Genomic DNA, 24,928 nt, shown 5'->3' with positions numbered 1-24,928 from the left:
TAAAAACTATCGCTAGGCAAAGTGGCATTATACCTAAAGGGCCTCTAACACGTTTACGTGAGCCCTGTGGTTTTAAAAAAGTTTACTCAACTAGCCACCTTTTTCAGGCCCAGCAGTCGTGCAACATCACTATCTCAACGTTACGCGCTAACTTTAGTCCGCTTTAAATACAAGGTTAAACGAGACGGGAACGGTTGTTGCAATAGAGGGAAGGCTTGCAATCTCCATTAACGCCTTAACCCCTTCCGTTAGGCCAAAATCCATGGCATTCAACATGATTGGCTTAATTGTACTCACCGATATTCCGCCATTCACAGCGATCACTTGTAGCTGTGTTTGCACCGCCACTGACTGCCCATGCAGATTAAGTGTCAACGCCACTGGCATGACAAGCCTTTCACCGATATTTAGGGATGTTATCGCGTCCACCTCTATATTCGTAGACACTTCAGCTGTCGGAAAAGCTGCCGTTTCAAATAATAACGACTTCATACGCTCATCACGAATCTCGATATTCGTTTTAACACTGGCCAAATTAATCGTAACGCTTGCAGCGCCATTGTTATCAACAGAACCACTCAAAGAGTCGAAGCTATGCACTTCGCCAATTGTATTTTTCTTAATGGAAACGAAATAAAGTGATGAGGCGGTATTATCCAGTTGATAACCTGCTTGCGCGGCTAGCGACAAACACAATAATGAAATAAGTAAAATAAGCTGTTTTATTCTCATAACAATATCCACTTGGCATTAAATGTACAACCGATGATAACAAACTTTTAACCCTTTAATGAACCTCATACAATGGTATTGAAAATACCTGCCCAAACAAGCTTTCCAGCTCATAGACACTATTTTTCATAAAGTGCGACGCCTTAGTAGACTAAATTTTATTTCACGCATAAAAAAGCCCCAGCTACATAGTAGCTGGGGCTTTATAACAAATGGTGCCCAGAGACGGATTCGAACCATCGACACGAGGATTTTCAGTCCACTGCTCTACCGACTGAGCTATCTGGGCATCTAAGATGTGGTCGCGTATTAAACAGCGGCAGGCAACTTTAGTCAAGAAAGATGTTAGAAATGACCTTATTTATCGACCGGAACGTACCCTTCTGGTGCTTGAGCGTCATCACTAAATAAAAATTTCTCCATTTCTGCCTTTAATAAAGCACGCGCTTCAGGCTCAAAAGGCGTTAGTCTATTTTCGTTAATAAGCATCGTTTGTTGCGCTAGCCACATCTGCCAGGCTTCTTTTGAGATATTTTGTACGATTTTTTCACCAAGCTCACCCGGAAAAGGCGGCTTTTCTAGCGCATCGGCTTCGCGTTTTAATTTTTGGCAGTACATAGTATTAACCTTCTTATGATTCATTCGTTAGCTGGGAAATTAATTCACTCACCGGCTTTGGGAGACCTATTTTCACACGGCTGTTTATTTCATACCAGCTAGATCTATTATCTTCTGCAACTTTCGAGCTAACCGCTGGCGTCGAGCAAACAATAGGCGTGTAATCCAAATGATAATGAGAAAATGTATGACGTTTTTCCGCTATTGTTTTCGCCCCAGTTATGTCAGTGTCATTTTTTTCACACCACTCAACCAGTTGGTCATACGTTTCAAATTCTGGAAAAGCCCATAGCCCACCCCATAATCCTGTTGGCGGTCGTTGATTGAGTAAAACCGTCTGAGCATTTTTAAAGACTAACCAGTACCGCTTTTTAACCGGTAAACTCATTCGTTTTTTTGGTGTCGGTAATTCTGAAACTAAGTTTTTCTTTAGTGCCAAACAGTCGTCCTTTAATGGGCACTGCGGGCAGTCGGGGTTTGAACGCTTACAAACCGTTGCGCCCAAATCCATCATGGCCTGATTATAGTTACCAGCCTTATGCTTAGGTGTTAACTGCTCTGAAATAGCCCATAGACGCTTTAAAATGGCACTATTCCCAGACCAGCCCTGTATCGCAAAAAAACGACAGAGCACGCGTTTCACATTGCCATCAAGTATCGCTTCTGACTGCCCCATTGATAAGCTTGCTATCGCCCCAGCCGTAGAGCGCCCGATACCCGGCAACTCAACAAGCTCAGCGAGCGTTTGAGGAAAACGCCCCCCATACTGATTAGCAATGATGCCTGCTGTTTTGTGAAGGTTTCTTGCCCGTGCATAATACCCAAGACCTGACCAATAATGCAGCACATCATCTAACGGCGCTTTTGCTAACGCTTCAACGCTTGGGAAGTGCTGAATAAATCGCTCAAAATACGGTATAACCGTTGTTACCTGGGTTTGTTGCAACATGATCTCAGACAACCAAACACGGTAAGGCTCTGGCGGTAATTGCCAAGGCAAACTCTTTCTGCCGTGCAACTCAAACCAACTAAAAACAAGGGCCTGAAAATATTCAGGCCCCACGGACAGTTGCTGAGGTTGCTTTATTAAAATAGGCTTTTTAATAAGTCACCCGCTGGGCCTTTTAATTTCTCGCCAATTTTCTCATCGAGCTTTTCTTTTAGCTCTGTTTTCTTTTCTTCAATTTTTTCTTTTTGCGTCTCGAGTACGATCGCTTTGGTGTCAACCTTAATACTTGGTTTTGCAAATGTTCCAGACACATTCACCGGAATTAACATGTTTTTAAGGTCTTCAGCATCGGCTTGCTCGGCCTCACTAAGTGCCTTTGTCCGCTGTAATGTTAGTCGATAATCCAACACCTCACTGACTAAATTTGCTGTCCCTGCCCCTTTGATATTAATCAAAGGTGAGGCCATCAAGAGGTCTTGGTTGTTAACCAAGCCATTAGTTATTTGCGCAGTACCAGACATATTTGCAAAGGCTGTTTCACCCGTGCCTTGAGCTGCCAGCGCAGATACATCACCTTTCAGCACAGCCTCACCTTGTTTAATTAATGCAGCAACATCAATGCCTTTTACCGTGCCGTCTTCGAAACTAAACTGCGCAGTACCATTTAATGCCGACTTAAACGCAGCAACCGTATTCCCGCGCGTGGTTAACGCTGCTTTAATATTCGCCACGCCAGACACCTTAGACTCTCCCATCAGGTCTACCATCAACGGTTCAATATCAACCCCCGTTACCTGTTCTTTAACGCTAATACGTGGTGTATTTTGGCGCGCATCAACTGTTGTTTTACCCTCATAACTACCGTTATAAAACTTTTTGACGCTCTGCTGTGAATTTAAAACACCATTTTTAGCGACAACTTTTACACTCGCCTCCTGTGCCGTTAAACCATTAACAATGAGCGATTGCACTGCAAACAAACCATTGATATTTAAATCTCGGACTGTTTGAACAGGAATTAACGCAACTGCTGCTGGCGGAGGAACAGAGGTGCTATTACCCGCGCTGCTTTGGCTCCCCTCTGTGGCTTTTTTTGGCAGATAACGATCAATATTTATTGTATCTACCGCTAAATCAAAAGTGACCGCTGGCTTATCAAAATTATTAACAGATGCCTTACCCGATAACGTTGAATCATCGAATTTAATCGTCATAGGATCTAGCGTTAAGCTCCCCGATTTTGCTAAGTCAGCCACCAAGTGAGTGGCTATATCAACTTTCATTGCACCATTTGGAACAGGTTCTCCGGCCGCATCAATTGCTAACGCTAAGTCTTGAAAATCAAATTCATTTAACCCTTCGTTAATCACCACATCACCATCAAGCTTCAAACGTATTGTCGCTTTTGGTTTACTACTTTCTACGGTAAAGGCTAACTCAACACCCATTGGCGACCCTATAGATAACGCATCTGTACTCAAGCCTAAATCAGTCAGGTTGTAGCTTTCACCCTTGCTGGCATCATCCCATGATATGTTTGCATCAACAATTTGCACACCACCAATTGCTATCGCACCTAAGGCAGCCCCTGATGCTTGATCAGCATTCGTATCGCTTGGTTTTTTATCGCCCTCAGCCGATGACTGGATCATATCTTCCCAGTTAGTTTTGCCGCGTTTATCCTTTGCTAGGTTTAACCGCATGCCTTTTAGAACAACTGTGCTCACTTCTACCTGCTTACTTAACAACGGTAGCAGCTTAACTTTAACGTTTGCCTCTTGAATCTCTGCAAAGTATTCGGCGTTAAAACCTGTTGCATTGCTTAAACTCACCTCGTTAATACCCACGCCCACCCAAGGAAAAATAGATAAATTAAGGTCACCATTGATGGACAAATCACGGCCGGTCTTATCTTTAACAACCGCCTGAATCTCTTCTCGGTAATCATTTGGGTCAATCAGCATTGGCGCAACTATAATAGTCACAACCAATAACAATACTAAACCACCCAAAATTTTAAATAATGTTCTCATAACTTTTACTCCCCCTTGAGTATTCGTTTTATATCCTTAGATGATATCAGCCTTTTATTAAAACTGTATGAATGATCGATTTAAGCTAAGCGGCCAACAAGCGTTCTATTTCAGCCAATTCATTTTTTGATTCACTGAGTATTTGCAATGTGTTGTCGGGGCCAAGCTCCCCTAGTTGAAGCTTTTGAAACGCAGGTATTTCAAGTAACGGTGGGCACGCCCTAAACTCAGGTGTGCCAATTGTTGCATGCACACGTGCAATCAACACCAACTCCGCCAAACCAAGCTGTTCCTTATCTAACCACCAATTTTTCCGACTTTCTACAACACCCAGCATTTCGTCTAAGCCCCATTTCTTTATGATCAGCGCACCTACCCTAGGCGCCAATACATCAATACACTTTGTTCTGTTCAGGTCATTTTGCAAAATATTCGGATATTCATCCAATGTCGCTAAAATAGAGGGCACACCAATATCTTGAAAGAGGCCAGCTAGCATTGCATCGCCCGATGCCAATCCTTGAGCTTTACCCGCTAAAAAATAAGATATCACTGCAACCTTAGTAGAAAACCGATATGCCTCTTTTATATACCCTTCAATTTGCTTATTTGACGAATGAAAAACAGATTTTGACAAAAAACTAAGTGATAGATGATAGGTTTCACGCAAACCCATTCGGGCAACTGCCTGCTCAACCCCTGTAGGAGGCACTCGGGTCAAGTACCTTAAACTACGCGAAGTTTTAATAATAAACCCAGATAAGCCCATATCACTTTCGATAATCTTCGCAAACATCTTAACGTTACCATTAGGGTGGTTTAACGCCGATAAAATTTTCAGGCCAACATCTGGTATTGCGGGTAATAAAGACTTATTCGCAAGAATTTTTTCAAAAACCTCATCGTATTCTCCATATTCCTCTTCCATCATTAAGTTTCCCTGTTAATTTGAAAGTATTTAATCTATTTTTGGTCAAGGGGCAGGCAAAATCAACCGATTAGATGTATTATTTCCAGTCTTTTATTAATTTGCTGGTTTAGGCTATCACTAGCATCAGCATGGAACGGACTGATCATGAACTCAATTCAAACAGACGACACAAGAATTCTTGGTATGCAGGAAATTATTTCTCCTGAACAATTACACAAAGATTTGCCCATTACAGATACGGCTGCGGAAACTACTGCCTCAACTCGGAAAGCTATTCATAAAGTATTGCATGGCGAAGATGACCGTTTACTGGTCGTTATTGGCCCTTGCTCAATTCATGATACTACGGCAGCGCTCGGCTACGCTGCTCATTTAAAACCTTACATTAATAGCTTATCTGACGATCTGATCATCGTGATGCGAGTATATTTTGAAAAACCACGCACCACGGTTGGTTGGAAGGGGCTTATTAATGACCCAAACCTTGATAATAGTTTTGACATTAACAAAGGTGTTCATCTTGCACGGGAATTACTACTAAATCTCAACTCTCAAGGTATTGCTGCCGCGACAGAATATTTAGACTTAATCACACCTCAATATGTGTCCGACCTGATTGCTTGGGGCGCTATCGGTGCGAGAACCACAGAAAGCCAAACGCATCGCGAGTTATCATCCGGCCTCTCCTGCCCAGTCGGCTTTAAAAATGGCACTGATGGCACTGTTAAAGTAGCGATTGATGCAATTGGAGCAGCCATTCGCCCACATCACTTTTTATCGGTTACCAAAAAAGGCCAGTCGGCCATTTTTCAAACCGCTGGCAACGACGACTGTCACTTAATTTTACGCGGTGGCAAAACGCCGAATTATGATGCCGACAGTGTTGATGCTGCCGCTAAAGAACTTGCGAAAGCCGGCGTTAACCTACACATGATGATTGACTTTAGCCATGCCAATAGCAACAAACAACACGAGCGCCAAATGCTCGTAGGTAAGGATGTGGCGAAACAAATAGCCGGTGGTGACATGCGTATTAGCGGCGTTATGATTGAAAGCCACTTAGTCGCTGGCCGCCAGGATCAAGTTGACGGCCAAGAACTTGTTTATGGTCAAAGTATTACCGATGCTTGCATTGACTGGGATAGCAGCGTGCAGTTGCTAGAAGAATTAGCGGCCGCTGTGCGCTCAAGGCGCAAAAGCAAACTAGATAGTGCAAACGATTAATCATTGATAACTGCTGATGAAAATTCAACTTAATGGCGAAAATTTTAGCTGTGACGATAAAACAACTTTGGAGCAACTGATCAAACAAATGGGCCTGTTCGGAAAGCGTATTGCTATTGAACTGAATGAAGAAATAAAGCCCGCCGACCAGTTTAATACTATTCAACTTAAAGAAGGAGATACTGTGGAAGTCGTACAAGCCATTGGTGGCGGTCAACCCGATGACCTTGTTGTTGCCGGCCAATCTTTTTCCTCTAGATTACTAGTGGGCACGGGCAAATATAAAGATATGGCAGAAACCCAAACGGCTATCGAAATGAGCGGCGCTGAGATCGTCACGGTAGCCATTCGCCGAACGAATATTGGCCAAAACCCTGGCGAGCCTAATTTGCTCGATGTTATTTCCCCTGATAAATACACTATTTTACCCAATACAGCAGGTTGCTATACCGCTAAAGATGCTCTTAGAACATGCCGCCTTGCACGAGAACTATTAGGTGGGCATAAACTGGTCAAATTAGAAGTATTAGGCGACGAAAAAACCCTATTTCCTGATATTACTGCCACCTTAGAATCTGCTGACATTCTCGTTAAGGAAGGTTTCGACGTAATGGTTTATACCAACGACGACCCTATTATTGCTAAACGGCTAGAGGAGATGGGCTGTGTAGCCGTTATGCCACTTGCCGCTCCAATCGGTTCAGGCTTGGGTATTCGTAACCCATACAATATTCTCACCATCATCGAAAATGCTAAGGTACCCATTATTGTTGATGCTGGCGTCGGTACCGCGTCTGATGCTGCCATTGGTATGGAATTGGGCTGCGATGGCATTCTAATGAACACAGCTATTGCCCACGCAAATAACCCTGTATTAATGGCATCGTCTATGAAAAAAGCCGTGCAGGCCGGACGTGAAGCCTTCTTGGCTGGTCGTATGCCTCGCCGCCGATATGCGTCGGCCTCCTCACCGTTGGATGGTTTAATTTAACCGAGCTTTATTCATGAGCAACGAAACCAACCCCAACTTCTTACGCCGCATTCGCAGTTTTGTAAAACGTGAAGGCCGTTTGACGCCCGGACAAGACAGCGCCATTAAAACAGGCTGGCCATTATATGGCTTGGACCCGGCCCTTCTTATTGAGCCAAATTCACTGTTTGCTAATAACCACCCTGTAACACTAGAGATAGGCTTTGGTAATGGTGAAAGCTTAGCCACCATGGCTGAGAATAACCCAGGCAGAAACTTTATCGGTATTGAAGTGCATCGGCCTGGTGTTGGGCATTTATTGCGTATCGTTTTAGAGAAGAAGCTGACTAATATTCGTCTTTTTGATACCGATGCTATTGAGGTACTTCAGCACGCTATTCCTGACCATAGCCTCAACTGCGTACAACTGTTTTTCCCGGACCCTTGGCACAAAAAAAGGCATCATAAACGCCGCATTGTTCAAACAGGTTTTTTAAACCTTATTCACTCTAAACTGGAAACTGGTGGGTCCTTTCATGCTGCAACAGACTGGAAAAACTATGCCGAACACATGATGGAGACGTTAAACGCTCATCCAGGGTTTATTAATTCAACTGAGCCAAATTATGCCGAACGCCCAGACTCTCGGCCATTAACTAAATTTGAAAACCGAGGTTTACGTTTAGGCCATGCCGTATGGGATATGATTTTTATCACTAAGACTATTAAATAACCTCCTCACTCACACATTTTCGTTCACCTAAAGTCATTGTCGGCACTTTAATCTTCTCCATCATTTGTTGAAGCTGCTCTAGTCGTTCCAATAACTCAGCCTCCAATACTTTATTGTTGGCAATTTTTTCGTCCAGTTTATTTTTACCTGCAGATACATCTCTCAGACTCTCTAATTTGCTATCCATCATCTTTTTTTGCTCACTCACCTCTCGAATCAAACTAGCAAAAGCCATCGATTTCCAACGATTAATATCAGTTTGCGCTTGTTCAAAAATGGACATTGCCTGCGATCCAATCGTGTCAACAAATCGTTTCGTTAATGCATTTTGTTCTGTTAGTGCAACCGCCGAACTACTACTAAATTCTAAGCCATCTCGAAGCAGCTTATTTAATCGTAGTTGATAACCAGTGACATCAAACCTTTCAGCCTGCTCCGCATCAAGGTTATGCTCGTCTTTAAAGCGCTTATAAATCGCATCTAATAACTTAATACTTGCTTGTGTGGTGCTTAAGGTTTCCTTTAACAGTTCATGTAGTCCTTTAAAACTAGTTTGCATGCCTTGACGAATACCAACACTGGTCCAGCTCTTACTCATTTGCTCACGACCTTCTTCAATTAAATATGACACTCGCCGAGTGTTCACCACCTCCAATAAATCAGCTATTTGCGTATAAAAAATATGCTGACTGGTTTGCAAATGCGTTAGGTTTTGCTTGTATACAGTTTGTTCTTTGCGGGTTTCCAATAATAATTCAGCCGTTGCTGCCTCGCTCTTACTGTAAAACCCGTTCAGCTCACTTGTAAGGCTCACGACATGCTGCAACCGGCTCGTGATGGCATTGTCTGCTATTCTCATACTTTCTACGACATCATCAATCACTTTGTGCTGAAGAATCTCTTTTTGTGAACTAAGTATTCTATCTGACAGGAAATTTTCCAAACCTGTTAAACGGCTTGAGGATATCATTTGTTCATTTTTTTTAATGTTACCGATCAACGCTTGCTTGGCCGATAATGGAAAGATAGCTTGCTCATCTAAATTTAATAACCGTGCTGTTTCCAATGTTTGTTTATGAATCGACTCAGCCCACTCTTTATCACTCATCAATTCGTCATTCATCGTATCAATTTTATTCAATACAACAGCTAAGCTATGTGGGTGTTTACGTCTATACCCTTGAAGATGTTGTTTCCACATTGCCATATCGCTTTGCGTCACACCGGTATCTGCCGCTAATACAAAAATCATTGCTTGAGCATTTGGTAACATACTTAAAGTTAATTCCGGCTCGCTACCCAGTGCATTGAGGCCCGGCGTATCTAACACTGTTAAACCTTTTTCTAACAACGGGTGTGGAAAACTCACTAGAGCATGACGCCACATAGGAATTGTCACGTCACCTTCAATATCTTCGCTCACCAACCCCAGCTCTTTCGCACGTCTCGCTGGCACCGTCTTTGTCTTTAATAACTGTAAAAAACTATCTTGCATTTTTTCGGGCGAGTCGCAATCAAGTGCAAAATGCGCCCAGTGTTTTGGGTCTTTTTTATAGTCTTCTATCGATATATCACTAACACGCGTTTCAATATCTAACAACCTAAGGTAAGGTGCCTCTTGGGGGTCATAAAACAGCTCCGTCGGGCACATCGTTGTCCGGCCTGGGCTTGATGGTAATAAACGTATCCCCGCAGACGAGAAAAATAATGCATTAATTAACTCTGTTTTACCTCGCGAGAATTCAGCCGCAAAAGCGATAGTAATCGTGTCTTTTTCTATCAAACGTAAATTTTTAATCAACATCAACTCTGTTTCTGTATCCGTAAGGCTCGCCTTATCTAGCCAATGCTGATAAGCCTGTATAGATTCAGTCATTGACTGCTTCCAGAGGTCGTAACTACGAAGTTGTGCATCAAGATTCATGTATTAGCCACCCATTATTTAACACGCTTATTTCATAAAGCGTTTTCAAAAGTATAGATGATTATTTAAAAAGTTCTGATCGCAAATACGGTGCTGACTCACACTAATGCGTTTGCTTTAGATAGTGACCACTACCTGCGCCTAAAGGTAACATTCAGCTCATGATAAAATTAATCATAAACAATAGACTCAAGCATCCTAGCGAAACAGCCTGAAGTCTCCCGTTACTATATCAAAGCAAAAAGCGGTGGTAGCAGTAACATTTTTAACACTTGCAAGGCTAATAAGGCCACTATCGGGCTAAAGTCGATACCGCCCATTGGTGGAATCAAGCGCTGGAAAGGTGTCAATACGGGCGCTGTTATTCTATATAACAAGCTGACCACCGGATTATGGGCACCCGGGTTTATCCAACTTAAAATAACGGTTGCGAAAATACTATAAATAAAAACATTAATAATGGTGCTAATAAGTTCTGTCAAACTCCAAATAAAAACCACCCAAACATTCGGTTGCCCTCTCATGGCTAAAAAACCTATTAGCATCTGCAAAACCAACATCAACACAATAGCCGATAGGTTAAGCCCTTTAACTGTAGGGAAAATCGGCTTTAGTACTTTCAGCGGTACCTGTGTTGCTTTAATAATAAAGCTCGACACCGGGTTTCTTGAGTCCGCATTCGTGTATTGCAGTAGCACCCTCAGTACTAACACAAAAATATACGCACCTACCAACGAATTTATAATCAGCATCAATGGGTTTGACAAATATCCTTCTGGCATCAGTTATTTCCCAATTCGTCAGATAACTCGATTGAGCGTTCTTTTGCTCCCAACAGCGCAGCCTGCAAAATATCCCTTAGCCCCTGCTCTTCCAAAATACCTATAGCACGCTCCGTTGTGCCTCCGGGTGAGGTCACGCGTTGACGCAATACACTTGTTGGCTCACTCGACTCTAGCGCCATTTTTGCCGCACCTAGAGCTGTTTCTTGTGTTAATAATTGCGCTGTTTTTTGGTTCAAACCCGCCTTTATTCCTGCCGCCTCCAACGCTTCCATGATCATAAAAAAGTAGGCTGGCCCACTACCTGACAAGGCTGTCACCGCATCCAGCTCATGCTCCTCTTCCACCCACACAGTCACTCCAACTGCACGTAACAGGGATTCCACCAAGTCTTTTTGGTTTTCCGTCACCTGAGCATTTGCATAAAGCCCTGTCGCCGCTGTTTTAAGCAGCGCTGGCGTATTAGGCATACAACGAACAATCGGTAAATGGCCGCCTAACCAACGATCAAGGGCCTCAACTCGGATACCGGCTGCAATAGATACCACAACAGGGGATTTATCCTGTATCGCCTGCCCTAAATCTTGTGCAACCGATTGCATATGTTGGGGTTTTATTGCTAATACCAAAACATCTGCTTTAGTGGCTAGCTCTTTGCTGTCTTGTAAGGTATTAACCCCAAATGTTTGGTTTAAATAGCTCAGTTTTTCACTATCTAGGTCAACAACGGTTAGCTTATCGGCTGGGTAACCATTACTAACAAGCCCACCAATTAAGCTGCTGGCCATATTGCCACCGCCAATAAATCCAATCTGTTTTGTATTCATACTCTCACTTAATCTTAAATTTTATAAACGCCATTAAACCGTATTTTTTAGTCTTTCGCCAAAAATAGCGGTGCCTACTCTCACCATTGTTGCTCCTTCTGCAACGGCCACCTGTAAATCGCCGCTCATTCCCATCGAAAGCGTATCCAAGCTAATATCAAATGTTTGCTCAATTTCTTTTTTTGCCTGTGCCATTTTCCTAAACGATGCGTGCTGCTCAGCTATCGGTTTATCTACTTTGGGAATAGCCATAAGCCCTCGTAACCGAACGTTTTCCAATGATAATATTGGTTCAATAACGTCTAACAACTCATCTAAATAAAAACCCGACTTGGTTTCTTCTTCATCAACATTCACTTGCAAACAAATATTAAGCGGTGGCAGATAAGCCGGTCGCTGCTGATTTAAACGAGTCGCTATTTTTAACCGGTCTACACTGTGTACCCAGCTAAAATAGCACGCAATGTCGCGAGTTTTATTTGACTGAATAGGCCCAATAAAGTGCCATGAAATATCTAAATGCGCCAGTACGTGTTGTTTTTTCAGCGCATCCTGTAAATAGTTTTCACCAAAATCACGCTGCCCTGCACAGTACAGCACCGCCACATCGCTTGCTGGACGTGTTTTACTAACTGCTAATAACTTAACAGGTGAAGAGCGTGTTTGCTCTAGATCTTCGATCAACGCTTGTTGTGCAAAGTATCGTTGTAATAAAGGAAGCATTATTTAAAATTCGTGCCTATACTTGGGGTACGTACTAGAATTTACATACGCTAATGATAGTGATATTTTCTAGTTATTTTATTATACAAATAACAGAGCTCTTTGGGGCAAACGGGTTTAACACATGGATATTTCAGATTTACTAACCTTTAGCACAAAAAATAACGCATCGGACTTACATCTTTCAGCCGGCTTACCACCAATGATTCGTGTTAATGGTGATATTCGTCGAATCAATATGCCTGAACTAGAGCATAAAGAAGTTCACTCGATGATTTACGATATCATGAACGATAAACAGCGACGTGATTATGAAGAGTTCCTAGAAGTTGATTTTTCATTTGAATTGCCTGGTACGGCCCGTTTTCGTGTTAATGCATTTAACCAGGATCGTGGAGCAGCTGCTGTATTTAGAACTATTCCCGTTGATATTCTTACCCTAGAAGACTTAAATTGCCCGCAATCTTTTAAGGAGATCATCAATGTTCCACGCGGTCTTGTGCTAGTAACCGGCCCAACTGGGTCAGGTAAATCCACCACGCTAGCAGCGTTGATGGATTATAAAAATGACAATGTATACGAACATATTCTCACTATCGAAGATCCAATTGAATTCGTTCATAAAAGCAAAAAGTGCCTTATTAATCAACGTGAAGTACACAAACATACCCATGGGTTCAGTGAAGCCCTAAGAGTTGCGCTACGTGAAGACCCTGACATTATTCTTGTAGGTGAAATGCGAGACCTTGAGACCATTCGACTTGCGTTAACCGCCGCAGAAACGGGGCACTTAGTTTTCGGTACACTACACACCAGCTCCGCCGCTAAAACCGTTGACCGGATTATTGATGTATTCCCAGAAGGCGAAAAGGGCATGGTGCGTTCCATGTTATCTGAATCACTTCGAGCTGTTATTGCCCAAACCTTGATGAAAAAAATTGGTGGTGGACGAATCGCCGCCTGGGAAATAATGACCGGCACCCCTGCCATACGTAATCTCATTAGAGAGGATAAAATTGCACAAATGTACTCCACAATACAAACCAGTCGTAAAGATGGTATGCAAACACTTGATCAACACTTAACTGAACTCGTTCAAGCTGGGATTGTCTCGAGACAAGACGCCCGCATGAAAGCCGCTGATAAAAGCACGTTCAATTAAATCCCCCCCCTACAGTAAGGAGATTAATCATGGATTTTGATGCCCTATTACAACTCGTTGTTCATAAAAAAGCATCTGACTTGTTTATTACAACTGGCTGGGCGCCCTCTTTGAAAATAAATGGCGAATTACAAGCCATTTCTAAAAGTCGATTAAGCAATTCTCAAACTCTTGAAATAGTCCTAAGCATAATGACCCCCGAACAAAAAGAAGAGTTTAAGACCACTAACGAATGTCAATTTGCGATTCAAAGACATGACATTGGTCGCTTTCGTGTGAGCGCGTTCACCCAAAGAAGCAGTGCGGGCATGGTATTACGACGAATTGAAAGTAAAATACCAACAGCAGAAGAACTGGGCATACCCCCTATATTAAATGAGCTAGCGATGACGAAACGCGGTCTCATTATTTTTGTTGGTGCAACAGGAACCGGCAAGTCCACATCATTAGCGGCCATGGTCGGCCACCGTAACAACAATAGCACCGGCCATATTATTACTATAGAAGACCCTATTGAATATTTACACTCTCATGCTGGCTGTGTCGTTACGCAACGGGAAGTAGGCATTGATACTGAATCCTATGAAGTAGCTTTAAAAAACACCCTAAGACAAGCGCCTGATGTGATTCTAATTGGTGAAATTCGAACACGAGAAACAATGGATCATGCTATCGCGTTTGCCGAAACGGGACATTTATGCTTATCAACCTTGCATGCAAACAATGCGAACCAAGCACTTGATCGCATTATTCATTTTTTCCCCGAAGAAGCACATAACCAATTATTCATGGATTTATCACTCAATCTCAAAGCTGTAATAGCTCAACAATTGATACCCACAATCGATGGCAAAGGCCGAAAAGCTGTTATTGAAATACTCATAAACACGCCTCTTGCCTCAGATTACATTAGAAAAGGCGAAATACATAAGCTAAAAGATTTAATGAAAAAATCAGTTGAACACGGAATGCAAACCTTTGATCAAGCATTATATGAATTGTATAAAAAAGGTGAGATTAGCTATGAAAATGCTCTGATGTATGCTGATTCACAAAATGAAGTAAGGCTGATGATTAAACTTGGCTCTGAAGCTTCTTCAGACTTTAATGACGAATCAATCCATTTAATAGATACGGAATAAACCTACCGTTTATCTGGTATAAAACACCTCTCATCTTTCAAATGCCCCTGTTTATGTGAAATTCTGCTAGGCTCAAAACCATGAAAATTCATCAACAGCATATTAGTTTAAAACCACCACAAGGTTTTACGCTTATTGAGCTTTTAACCACCGTTATTATTGCTGGTATTCTCTTAGCAATTGCAGTACCCAGTTATCAAGAGTTTATTCGAAAAAACCATACTATTACTCAAACAAACAACCTAGTATCTTCACTTAATTTAGCTAGAAGTGAAGCGATCAAGCGAGGCATTCAGGTCACTATTCGTCGTAAAGGTATCGCCAGCCAAGTTTGGGATACTGGCTGGGATGTTTTTACTGACATCAATGGAGACGGAACTCTAACAGACGATGCGGATATTAACTTATGCGAAACGGGCGAAGATTGTCTTTTAAGAACGTATGGCGCACTACCAAACGGCTATACGCTGCGTACAGGGGCCAATTATGATGATTGGGTCGCTTATTTACCCAGCGGCCTATCAACAAGCTCAGGCGGGTTGGCTAATGACACATTTAGAGTATGCGCTGACAATGTTGACACAGCAAAGTCCAAATCCATACGTATCAGTGTTTCTGGCCGCCCTCGAACATCTACTGGAACCGCAACATGCCCGTAATAAAAAAAATAAGAACTCGCCAAAGCGGTTTTTCCTTAATAGAAGTAATGGTAGCAGTATTTGTATTGGCGATTGGTTTATTAGGCCTTGCAGGGTTACAAGTCACTAGCCTTAAAAGCAACCACAGTGCACAGTTACGCACAGAAGCTGTCATTCACGTATATGACATTATAGATCGTATGAGAGTTAATAAACTGGTTGCACAAGCAGGCGGCTATGATATTGCTCTCGCAACACCATCTCCAGTGTCTGCCTCTGTTGTCGATACAGACAGAGTCGCTTGGAAAGCTGCCATCGCAGCCTCTCTCCCTGGTGGGGCTGGCGCCATCGTTACCGCTACTGGTGTCACCACCATTACCATACAGTGGGATGATTCACGTGGTACAGGTGGTAGTAACACCCAACGTTTTTCAATAAGTACAGAGTTATGACACATACCAAAACACAAACAACACAGTACGGTATTACTCTTGTTGAGTTGATGGTCGCTATGGTTATTGGCCTGCTATTAGCTGCTGGCATCAGTCAGGTATTTGTTAGTTCTCAACAAACCTACCGAATAACAGAAGAACAATCAAGATTGCAAGAAAACGCCCGCTTCGCGCTGGAATTCATCACCAGAGACGTTCGTGAGGCAGGCTACACTGGTTGCAGGGCCATAGAAGAAATGAATGTGCAAACTGTTGCTAATGCACCTGTTCCGAACTACACAGAAAACAGTATCATCAATGGTAACGAAGCCACATCAGCTACCGTATGGGCCCCGGCATTAAATGCAAGCATTAGCGGTTCAGTCGTCGGTGGTACCGATACCATTACTATTCAAAAAGGTAGTAGTTGTGGAGCCACCTTGATTACTCCAATGACCATCTCCTCTGCAAATATAAAAGTTTCATCCCCTAATAGTTGCAACCTAACAGCAGGTGACGCATTAATGATATCTGATTGCCAAGATGCTCATATTTTTAGAGCTGGCACTGTTTCCAATGGTACCGGCTCACAAACAATTCCTCACCCAGCCAGTAATAACACTGGCACACACTTTTGCATTAACCAAGCAGGTATTGGTACAGGATCTTGTGGTACCGCTAACGCAAAATTATACGGGGCTGACTCTGAATTACTCCAATTTACCTCACTAACCTATTTTATACGCCAAGGTGCTGGCGGCCGAAATGCTCTATGGGTATTTGATAACACCGAGGCCGCTTCAGCACAAAACCCTATGGAATTAATAGAAGGCGTTGAAGATATGCAAGTAACTTATGGTGTAGACACAACAGGTGATGATATTGTCGATGCTTATCAAACGGCTAACACGGTTAATGCGGCTACAAACTGGATCAATGTGATCAGCGCTGAAATTAGTTTATTGGTTGAGACTCAGGACGACAACCTAACTACTGACAACATGACTTACACCTATAATGGCGCGACAGTTACCTCTGCAGATAATCGATTACGCCGAGTTTTTACAACCGTAATCGGCATTAGAAACCGAGTGCAATAAGTATGAATAATCATTTCAAACTCCATAACAAGCAAAGCGGCGCAGTATTATTTGTCAGCCTTATTATGTTATTAATAATGACTCTACTAGGCATTTCAGGCATGCAAACTACTGTTTTAGAAGAAAGAATGGCGGGGAATTTCAAGGATAGAAGCATGTCATTACAAGCAGGGGAATCTGCACTGCGTGAGGCAGAAGAATACCTGAGAACTACCGCTATATTACCACCGTTTACCGGCAGCTCATTAGGTCACTATCAGCCGACTGGCTCTGGGCCAGCACGTTGGGACGCAAGTGTTACCAATTGGTCTGATACCACTAACGATGTTATTGCGTACACCGGAACACTTAGTAATATAACAACACCACCTGCATACATCATTGAAGAAATGCCTGCCGTGCCTGAGTCTGGAAGTAGTTTAGAAGCTGGGGTGGCCGTTGATACTCGTTATTACCGTATCACGACTAGAGCACTTGGTGGCACTGATACCGCTGTAGTTATGTTACAAAGCACCTATAAACGCTAAATGGATTTGGGGGACACTCACATGTTAAAACTAATCATCCAAAGATTTATTTTCATTGCTTTTGCCGCCTTATATACAGCCGGTTCTGCATATGCAGCCATTGCTCAATCACCCTTATTTTTAACCACCTCGGTAGATCCGAATGTACTCTTTAATATGTCTGTTGAAACCCCAATGGGGGGGGCCGCTTATAATGATCAGCCTAATATATCAACAGGGTGTACTGGTCGGGTGAATGATGGTGGTACTGTAGGTATCTGTTATTCTCCTATTCAAGAATATCTTGGTTATTTTGACCCTAATAAATGCTACACCTATGGGTCTGGGCAATTTAACCCCGCTGGGCCAGTAAATAACACCAACCATGAATGTACCAGCAAATTTAGTGGTAACTTTATGAACTGGGCCACCATGACAGCTATGGATATGTTTGTCTGGACAATGACAGGTGGCAACCGTGTAGTCGATAGTACAACTGAAACAGTTATTCGTAGAACCCGAAAACAAGACAACGACAACTGGTTTCCCCGTAAACTTATTAAGTCTACTCGAAACGTAAACCCATCTACGGTAACGCCTTGGTCTGTTCCTGTATATATTCGTAATGAAGCATTCGGTGTAAAATTTGGTACATCAATTAACGCCAATGATTTAAGTGGCAGCACCTACAACGTACACATCAAAGTGTGTGAAAGTAGCAGTAATTTAGAAGCTAACTGCGTTCCTTATGGAAGCGGCAGTTATTACAAGCCTGAAGGCTTAATACAAAAGAATGCGGACCAAATGCGTTTTGGTGTAACGAGTTACAGCAACACCAATGGTAACGGAATAGATGGGGGCGTTTTACGCTCCAATATGAAATACGTAGGCACAACCATGCCAGATGGCTCTGGCGGGACAATGACTAATCCCCTTGCAGAGATTTTATCAACAGGCATTATTAACACCAATGCAAACACTGCTGATTCGGTAGCAAGTAGTGTTTCCTTATCAGGCGTTATTACCTATTTAAATAAGTTCAGCGACCCTGGTTATAAAGGGAACGACCCTGCTAGCGAACTATTTTATGAGTCTATTCGTTACTTTAAAAACCTTGGTCCAACGGCAGAATACCTTACAGGTGCTAATGGTGGATTCCCTATTTTAGATGGCAGTCGATGGGAAGATCCAATTCAATATGAATGCCAAAATAATTTCATTATCGGCATTAATGATGCCAACCCTTGGAAAGATAAAAAATTGCCTGGCACTCACTTTACGGCCAGTAGTTTTAATGGCACAAATATTAGCGATGATTATGGCGAACCCAGCACGCCTGATTCAGACATCAATGTCACCAACCTTACCAATACTGTTGGCGACTTAGAGGGACTGACCGGTACCGCTCAAGTTGTTGGCTGTACAGCTCTTAATTGCGACATGGCTAATACCGCAAAAATAATTCCAGGTTTAGGTGAAGTAATGGGCACAGCCCCTTATTCACCAAAGGAAAATTCTTACTATATTGCAGGCCTTGCTTACTATGCTAATACAGAAGATATTCGTACCGGCGCCACAGGAAATTTAGGCGCAACAACCGACTTCACAGGTAAACAAACCATATCTACATTTATGGTGGACTCTCAAGAATACAGCTCCAACCCTTTACTAGGGCAAATGAACATGCTGTGGCTTGCTGGAAAGTATGGTGGTTTTGTTGACGATAATGATGATGCAGACCCTAATAATGGTACGCCAGGCACATCAACAACAGAATGGGATGCCGACAGCGATGGCGAACCCGATAATTATGTATTAGCGACTGAACCAGACAAACTTGTATCCGCTCTTAACCAAGCATTTACTAACATTGAGGCACTAACCTCTTCTGCATCATCGGTTGCTACTAATTCTACACGCTTAGATACTAACTCCTATGTCTTCCAGGCTCGCTTTAATAGTGCAACATGGACAGGACAGCTATTAGCGTTTAATTTAAATAATGATGGAAGTATTGGCTCACAAGCGTGGGATGCCTCAACGCTTATACCTGCTGAAAACAGCCGCAATATATTCTCTTACGACTCTACCAGTGGTAGCTCTACGGGCATCATTTTTGAATACGCTAACCTCAATACTACCCAACAACTACTGATGGACACAGATTCATCTGGCACAACAGACACATTAGGATCAAATAGAACCGATTATATTCGAGGTGATACCTCCAACGAACAAAAAAATGGTGGCCCGTTTAGAGACCGTGTGTCTTTATTAGGTGATGTAATTAACTCCGACCCATGGTTTTCAGGTCATGTTGAAGACTTTGGTTACACTCAATTAGCTGACACTACAGAGGCTGCCGCCTACCCTGCTCATTTAACCGCCAAACTTGCTAGAACGCCTGCCGTATACTTTTCAGCTAATGACGGCATGTTACATGCTGTTAATGCAACATCAGAACCTACTGATTCCTCATATTCTTCTAGGGGCGTCGAATTATTTTCCTACGTACCTGATGCAACCATCGGAGCATTAAGTACTTTGACAGACCCTTTTTATGGCTGTGGAGGTGCTGGCTGTATTCCCCACAGGTATTTTGTTGACGGCGCTCCCCGTGGTGGGGACGCTTACTTTGGTAGTGCATGGCGTTCAGTTCTAGTCACCACTCTAGGTGCTGGTGGCAAAGGTCTATTCGCCCTAGACGTTACAAATCCATCCAGCTTTTCGGCTAGTAATGTTTTATGGGAGATTTCAGATGCTCAAGCCCCAAACCCCTCAGATGTAGGTTCTTTTGCTGCCGATCTCGGCTACACATTGCCTCAGGCATCAATAGTTAAAATGCAAGATGGCAGCTGGGCTGCTGTGGTTGCTAACGGTTACGAAAGTGCAAATAACTCCGCCGTTTTATTCTTAATTGATATTCAAACCGGGTATATACTTAAAAAAATTGATACTGGTGTCGGCAGTGCAGGTAACCCTAATGGATTATCTACCCCTATTGCAGTTGATGAAGATGGTGATAAAGTTACTGATAGCATTTATGCTGGTGACTTGCTTGGCAATCTATGGAAATTTGATGTCTCGGGGAACAATACAAGTACGTGGAAAGTAGCTTATGGTACAAACCCTAGTCCTGCTCCACTATATCAAGCTCTTGATGGCTCTGGAACCCCACAACCCATTACCGCCAAACCGCAAGTTGGCAAACACCCTAGCGGTGGTTTAATGGTGTACTTTGGCACTGGTAAATATTATGCCGTTAATGACCAAATTGTTGGCCCATCACCTCAAATACAGACTTTCTTTGGCATTAGAGACCAAGGTTCGGCCGTTGCAAGCCGTACAAATTTACTACAACAAGAAATCCTAACAGAAAAAACATTTGAGGTAACAGCTTCTAACGTTATACAAACACCTTCTAACCCACTTCCAAGTGACTCAACACTTATCGATTTACGTGCAACATCAAATACAACTGTTGACTACACAACAAAAGATGGTTGGTATATGGATCTAAATGTGCCCATTGCCTCCCCATATAATGGCAATGGTCCAGAAGGTGAGCGTGTGATCGCTGCCCCTCTACTAAGAAATGGGCGCATCATATTTGTTACTCTAATACCTGACCCTAACCCATGTAATTCTGGTGGCTCAAGCTGGCTAATGGAACTAGATGCTGTTAATGGGAGTCGCCTTGATACCTCGCCTTTTGATATCAATAATGATGGTGTTATTGACTTACTTGACCTAGTAGCAATGTACGACACTAATGGAGACGGAAACATTGATGCTCTAGATACTATCCCTACCAGCGGTATTCGTAAGGATGGCCTTGGTATTATTAAAACGCCGGGTGTCGTTATTTGCGATGATGGCACAGAATGTAAATACTCGAGTGGCTCTAGCGGTAATTTAGACATGATCAAAGAGTCCTCTGGTAGCCCTACTGGCAGACAATCATGGCGTCAATTAAGATAACCTCTTTTAACAAGTCCAAATTATGAAAACTAGAAACGGCTTTACCCTTATTGAATTAATGATTGTTGTTGCTATTATCGCTATATTGACATCAATAGCATACCCTTCGTATGTGGAAAATACTCGTACCAACAAACGTACAACAGCTCAATCAGACTTGCTGAAATTATCTAATTTTCTTGAGCGCCGCTTCACTGAAAATAACTCGTATTTAATACTAAATGGTACGAGTGACCCTATATCATCCGCTGCCTGTGCAACTGCAGCAGGATGCACCCCAGCCTTAGAGCCAGGTATCATTCATCCTGATTATAATTATTCATTTTCATCAGCACCCACAGCAACTGCTTTTGAACTACAAGCTGTACCACAAAATGCTCAAGCATCGGACAAGTGTGGAACAATGACTTATGACCAAACTGGCGCTAAAACAGCCACATTAACAAACTGCTGGCGATAAAAGGGGAGACCGAAGGGTCTAAGCGAAAGTAATCAAGCTGACTAACTTCTTGCTTTCTTAATTAATTACCTATAGTAAAATTTAGCTACTTGAGCATATGACTGAGTACGATAGTAAAAGCAGTCCTGCGCATGAACAAAGAAATACAACCAAAAGCCCTAACTAGGGCTTTTAACATCTGAATGCCCTAATGGTTTATCAGGAAATAAACAATCACGAATACGTTGCTTAACTTCTTTTGCCTCGGGAAAGCGTTGCTCTTGCTTTCGCGACCAGATATGCTTTGTCGCCTCTTCAGTATGTACATTTATTTCAAAAGTGCCCCCACTCGCTGGTATTAAAGTAACACCACCGAGCTCTTCTTCAAACGTTGTCAGTAACTCCTGTGCTAACCAGGCCGCACGTAACAACCACCTGCATTGTGTGCAATACTGTATTTCTATTCTGGGTTTATCGTCGTAGTCCAATTCAGTCACCCGTCAGTAAACTATAAACCAAAAATAATATTATTGATGGTACGCGGGGCTACTTTGATGTACTTCATCAATCATCGCCTTCACGTGCTCTGGATTAATGTCAGGTAGTATTCCGTGCCCTAGGTTAAAGATATGTTTATGCCCGTGACCATAATCGGCCAATACGTCACGTACTTTTTGACGGATTTTTTCTGGGCTAGCATACAAGCTTGTTGGGTCAAGATTCCCTTGCAGTACAACGCTATCTTTCGTGAGCTCTCGTGCTAGCTTTAAATCTGTTGTCCAATCAACTCCTAAGCCGTTATAGCCAGCATCCGCCATAGTTTCTAGCCAAACACCCGCACCTTTAGTAAATAATAATCGTGGTACGCTTGGGTTTGTTGCTTGTAGGGCGTGTGAAATTTTTCGGCTATAGGCTAAAGAAAATGTTTCATAATCTTTTGTTGATAAGTTACCGCCCCAGGTATCAAACACCATGACTATTTGTGCGCCCGCTTCAATCTGAGCTTGTAGATAGCTTATTACCGATTGACTAACGATGTCGAGCAAACGATGCATCAACTCAGGGGTGTCGTACATCATGCGTTTAATTTTTGCGAAGTTCTTGCTCCCACTTCCTTCAACCATGTAACAAGCTAAGGTCCATGGGCTACCGGAAAAACCAATTAATGGAACAGCACCATTCAACCCTTTTTTAATGGTTGAAACAGCGTTCATTACGTACTGAAGTTCTTGATTCGGATCGGGTACAAATAACTTGTCAATATCCGCTGCCGTTTGCACAGTACGTTCGAACCGAGGGCCTTCGCCTTCTTCAAAATAAAGGCCTAAACCCATAGCATCTGGGATTGTCAGAATATCGGAAAATAGGATCGCTGCATCCATTGGATAACGTTCCAACGGTTGCAAAGTGACTTCACAAGCAAGCTCTGCATTTTTACACAGATCTAAAAAACTACCCGCTTGAGCGCGTGTCGCACGGTATTCAGGCAAATATCGGCCCGCCTGACGCATCATCCAAACAGGCGTACGCTCTGTTTTTTCACCACGCAATGTTCTTAACATTAAATCATTTTTTAACGTGGTCATTATTTAATACTCTTAAGTGTAAAAGCCGTGTATTGGCGTTGCTAAAATAGGGTAATGAAGACTATATGTTTAAGTAATCAAGGATGCCTTGGGCGGCCTCACGACCTTCGTAAACAGCCGTAACAACAAGATCCGACCCCCTAACCATATCGCCGCCAGCAAATACTTTTTCATTGGTGGTCTGATAACCAAATTCATTATGCTCTGGTGCTATCACACGGCCACGCTCATCAAGATCTATACCAAAATCTGCAAACCATGGCATTGGACTTGGCTGAAAACCAAAAGCCACAATAATACTATCAGCCGGTACGATTTCTTCCGTGCCTGGTATTACAACAGGGCTACGTCGGCCGCGTGCATCTGGCTCACCTAACTCGGTGGTCACTAATTTAATGCCTTCAACCTTGTCCTTACCAATAATTTCTACCGGTTGACGATTCCAAAGAAAGTTAACACCTTCTTCTTTTGCGTTTGCTACTTCACGACGAGAGCCCGGCATATTTTCTTCATCACGACGGTAAACACAAGTCACTTCTTGTGCATTTTGACGAATACTTGTACGGTTACAATCCATCGCCGTATCTCCACCACCGAGCACCACAACTCGTTTCCCTTTCATGTCGATGAACTCATCGCCCATGATGGTATTAACGCCTTCTAAGTCCATCAAGCGGTTGATATTAGACACTAAGAATGGAAGTGCCTCATGCACGCCCTCTAAGTTTTCACCCGGAAAACCACCTTTCATAAATTTATAAGTACCCATCCCTAGGAAAACAGCATCGTACTCGTCTAGTAATTGCTGAAATGGCACATCTTTGCCAATTTCTGTCTCTAATATAAATTCAACACCCATACCTTCTAGAATTTCACGACGGTTTTTCACCACGCTTTTTTCTAATTTGAACGGAGGTATCCCAAAAGTTAATAGTCCGCCTACTTCAGGGTAACGGTCATAAACCACCGGCTTTACACCATTACGAGCAAGAATATCGGCACAACCTAAACCGGCCGGTCCTGCACCAATAATCGCTACGCGTTTACCCGTCTGTTTGACCGTTGATAGGTCTGGGCGCCAGCCCTGTTTGAAAGCCTCATCAGAAATATATTTTTCAATAGAGCCAATAGTAACAGCACCAAATTCATCGTTTAGCGTACAGGAGCCTTCACACAACCTATCTTGTGGGCAAATGCGTCCACAAATTTCCGGTAATGAATTAGTTTTATGCGACAACTCGGCCGCTTCAATAACCTTACCTTCTGAAATCAGTTTAAGCCAATTTGGAATGTAATTATGCACGGGGCATTTCCATTCACAATATGGGTTTCCACAGTGTAGGCAACGATCAGCTTGATCGGCTGCTTGCTCTGCATCTAACTCACCATAAATCTCTTTAAACTCTTGTTTTCTTTGATTCGCAGGCACCTTTATTGGGTCAATGCGAGGTACGTCAACAAATTGAAAATTATTAGCCATTTTATCTGTGTTTCTCT

General features: G+C 42.7%; 23 protein-coding genes and 1 tRNA gene. 11 read left to right on the top strand and 13 right to left on the bottom strand.

Annotated features, from left to right (window positions below; translation table 11 throughout):
- Nucleotides 1-153 precede the first annotated feature (153 nt).
- From CYCME_RS00440 to CYCME_RS00415, 6 genes are all read right to left on the bottom strand, one after another.
- Entirely contained in the window at nt 154-732 is a 579-nt protein-coding gene (locus CYCME_RS00440; RefSeq protein WP_020931800.1) for a YceI family protein, read from the bottom strand.
- Between the two features lie 213 nt (nt 733-945).
- Nucleotides 946-1,021: transfer RNA gene (locus tag CYCME_RS00435), tRNA-Phe, on the bottom strand.
- Nucleotides 1,022-1,089: 68 nt separating this feature from the next.
- Entirely contained in the window at nt 1,090-1,350 is a 261-nt protein-coding gene (locus CYCME_RS00430; protein ID WP_015004898.1) for an oxidative damage protection protein, read from the bottom strand.
- Nucleotides 1,351-1,363: 13 nt separating this feature from the next.
- Nucleotides 1,364-2,413: an A/G-specific adenine glycosylase gene (mutY, locus tag CYCME_RS00425; RefSeq protein ID WP_020931799.1), complete on the bottom strand. Its 1,050-nt coding sequence runs from the start codon at nt 2,411-2,413 to the stop codon at nt 1,364-1,366.
- 23 nt (nt 2,414-2,436) lie between these two features.
- Complete coding sequence (locus CYCME_RS00420; protein ID WP_020931798.1) at nt 2,437-4,332, bottom strand: AsmA family protein; 1,896 nt, start codon at nt 4,330-4,332, stop codon at nt 2,437-2,439.
- 85 nt (nt 4,333-4,417) lie between these two features.
- Complete coding sequence (locus CYCME_RS00415; RefSeq protein ID WP_223253201.1) at nt 4,418-5,263, bottom strand: HDOD domain-containing protein; 846 nt, start codon at nt 5,261-5,263, stop codon at nt 4,418-4,420.
- Nucleotides 5,264-5,407: 144 nt separating this feature from the next.
- On the opposite strand from CYCME_RS00415, the gene CYCME_RS00410 reads away from it, so the two are divergent.
- Genes CYCME_RS00410 through trmB form a run of 3 tightly spaced genes read left to right on the top strand, consistent with a single transcriptional unit; the run spans nt 5,408 to nt 8,190 of the window.
- Nucleotides 5,408-6,487, top strand: a complete 1,080-nt coding sequence (locus tag CYCME_RS00410; protein ID WP_020931796.1) for a 3-deoxy-7-phosphoheptulonate synthase — start codon at nt 5,408-5,410, stop codon at nt 6,485-6,487.
- Nucleotides 6,488-6,503: 16 nt separating this feature from the next.
- Nucleotides 6,504-7,478, top strand: coding sequence for a sulfur carrier protein ThiS (gene thiS, locus CYCME_RS00405; RefSeq protein WP_020931795.1), 975 nt, complete (start codon nt 6,504-6,506; stop codon nt 7,476-7,478).
- Between the two features lie 13 nt (nt 7,479-7,491).
- Nucleotides 7,492-8,190, top strand: coding sequence for a tRNA (guanosine(46)-N7)-methyltransferase TrmB (gene trmB, locus CYCME_RS00400; RefSeq protein ID WP_020931794.1), 699 nt, complete (start codon nt 7,492-7,494; stop codon nt 8,188-8,190).
- Here the strand turns inward: trmB and CYCME_RS00395 are convergent.
- The 4 genes from CYCME_RS00395 to CYCME_RS00380 all read right to left on the bottom strand — a co-directional run bounded on the left by CYCME_RS00395 (nt 8,183) and on the right by CYCME_RS00380 (nt 12,446).
- Nucleotides 8,183-10,114, bottom strand: coding sequence for a dynamin family protein (locus CYCME_RS00395; protein ID WP_020931793.1), 1,932 nt, complete (start codon nt 10,112-10,114; stop codon nt 8,183-8,185). The two genes, trmB and CYCME_RS00395, sit on opposite strands and share 8 nt — an antisense overlap.
- A gap of 227 nt (nt 10,115-10,341) precedes the next feature.
- A complete protein-coding gene (locus CYCME_RS00390; protein ID WP_020931792.1) occupies nt 10,342-10,896 on the bottom strand; it encodes a YggT family protein in 555 nt (184 codons plus the stop codon).
- Nucleotides 10,896-11,723: a pyrroline-5-carboxylate reductase gene (gene proC / locus CYCME_RS00385; RefSeq protein WP_020931791.1), complete on the bottom strand. Its 828-nt coding sequence runs from the start codon at nt 11,721-11,723 to the stop codon at nt 10,896-10,898. The genes CYCME_RS00390 and proC overlap by 1 nt, the downstream gene beginning before the upstream one ends.
- A gap of 33 nt (nt 11,724-11,756) precedes the next feature.
- Nucleotides 11,757-12,446: a YggS family pyridoxal phosphate-dependent enzyme gene (locus CYCME_RS00380; RefSeq protein WP_020931790.1), complete on the bottom strand. Its 690-nt coding sequence runs from the start codon at nt 12,444-12,446 to the stop codon at nt 11,757-11,759.
- A gap of 124 nt (nt 12,447-12,570) precedes the next feature.
- On the opposite strand from CYCME_RS00380, the gene CYCME_RS00375 reads away from it, so the two are divergent.
- The 8 genes from CYCME_RS00375 (at nt 12,571) to CYCME_RS00340 (ending at nt 21,866) form a co-directional block, all read left to right on the top strand.
- Nucleotides 12,571-13,608: a type IV pilus twitching motility protein PilT gene (locus CYCME_RS00375; RefSeq protein ID WP_020931789.1), complete on the top strand. Its 1,038-nt coding sequence runs from the start codon at nt 12,571-12,573 to the stop codon at nt 13,606-13,608.
- 29 nt (nt 13,609-13,637) lie between these two features.
- Nucleotides 13,638-14,750, top strand: coding sequence for a PilT/PilU family type 4a pilus ATPase (locus CYCME_RS00370; protein ID WP_020931788.1), 1,113 nt, complete (start codon nt 13,638-13,640; stop codon nt 14,748-14,750).
- A gap of 80 nt (nt 14,751-14,830) precedes the next feature.
- Entirely contained in the window at nt 14,831-15,409 is a 579-nt protein-coding gene (locus CYCME_RS00365) for a GspH/FimT family pseudopilin (protein WP_020931787.1), read from the top strand.
- Complete coding sequence (pilV, locus tag CYCME_RS00360; protein WP_020931786.1) at nt 15,400-15,840, top strand: type IV pilus modification protein PilV; 441 nt, start codon at nt 15,400-15,402, stop codon at nt 15,838-15,840. Before CYCME_RS00365 ends, pilV begins: the two co-directional genes overlap by 10 nt.
- On the top strand, nt 15,837-16,919 hold the full coding sequence (locus tag CYCME_RS00355; protein WP_020931785.1) for a PilW family protein: 1,083 nt from the start codon (nt 15,837-15,839) through the stop codon (nt 16,917-16,919). Before pilV ends, CYCME_RS00355 begins: the two co-directional genes overlap by 4 nt.
- 2 nt (nt 16,920-16,921) lie before the next feature.
- Nucleotides 16,922-17,446, top strand: coding sequence for a pilus assembly PilX family protein (locus CYCME_RS00350; protein WP_041932847.1), 525 nt, complete (start codon nt 16,922-16,924; stop codon nt 17,444-17,446).
- Between the two features lie 21 nt (nt 17,447-17,467).
- Nucleotides 17,468-21,406, top strand: a complete 3,939-nt coding sequence (locus tag CYCME_RS12800; protein ID WP_020931783.1) for a pilus assembly protein — start codon at nt 17,468-17,470, stop codon at nt 21,404-21,406.
- Nucleotides 21,407-21,428: 22 nt separating this feature from the next.
- Complete coding sequence (locus CYCME_RS00340; protein ID WP_020931782.1) at nt 21,429-21,866, top strand: type IV pilin protein; 438 nt, start codon at nt 21,429-21,431, stop codon at nt 21,864-21,866.
- A gap of 158 nt (nt 21,867-22,024) precedes the next feature.
- On the opposite strand, the gene CYCME_RS00335 is transcribed toward CYCME_RS00340, so the two are convergent.
- The 3 genes from CYCME_RS00335 to CYCME_RS00325 form a co-directional block, all read right to left on the bottom strand.
- On the bottom strand, nt 22,025-22,333 hold the full coding sequence (locus CYCME_RS00335) for a SelT/SelW/SelH family protein (protein WP_144276117.1): 309 nt from the start codon (nt 22,331-22,333) through the stop codon (nt 22,025-22,027).
- 39 nt (nt 22,334-22,372) lie between these two features.
- Nucleotides 22,373-23,431: a uroporphyrinogen decarboxylase gene (gene hemE / locus CYCME_RS00330; protein WP_015004875.1), complete on the bottom strand. Its 1,059-nt coding sequence runs from the start codon at nt 23,429-23,431 to the stop codon at nt 22,373-22,375.
- A gap of 61 nt (nt 23,432-23,492) precedes the next feature.
- The gene (locus CYCME_RS00325) at nt 23,493-24,911 is read right to left on the bottom strand and encodes an FAD-dependent oxidoreductase (protein ID WP_015004874.1); all 1,419 of its coding nucleotides are present in this window, start codon (nt 24,909-24,911) and stop codon (nt 23,493-23,495) included.
- Nucleotides 24,912-24,928: the final 17 nt, after the last annotated feature.

This window comes from Cycloclasticus zancles 78-ME, assembly GCF_000442595.1.
Lineage (GTDB): Bacteria > Pseudomonadota > Gammaproteobacteria > Methylococcales > Cycloclasticaceae > Cycloclasticus > Cycloclasticus pugetii.
This window is presented reverse-complemented; position numbering and strand designations above follow the sequence as displayed.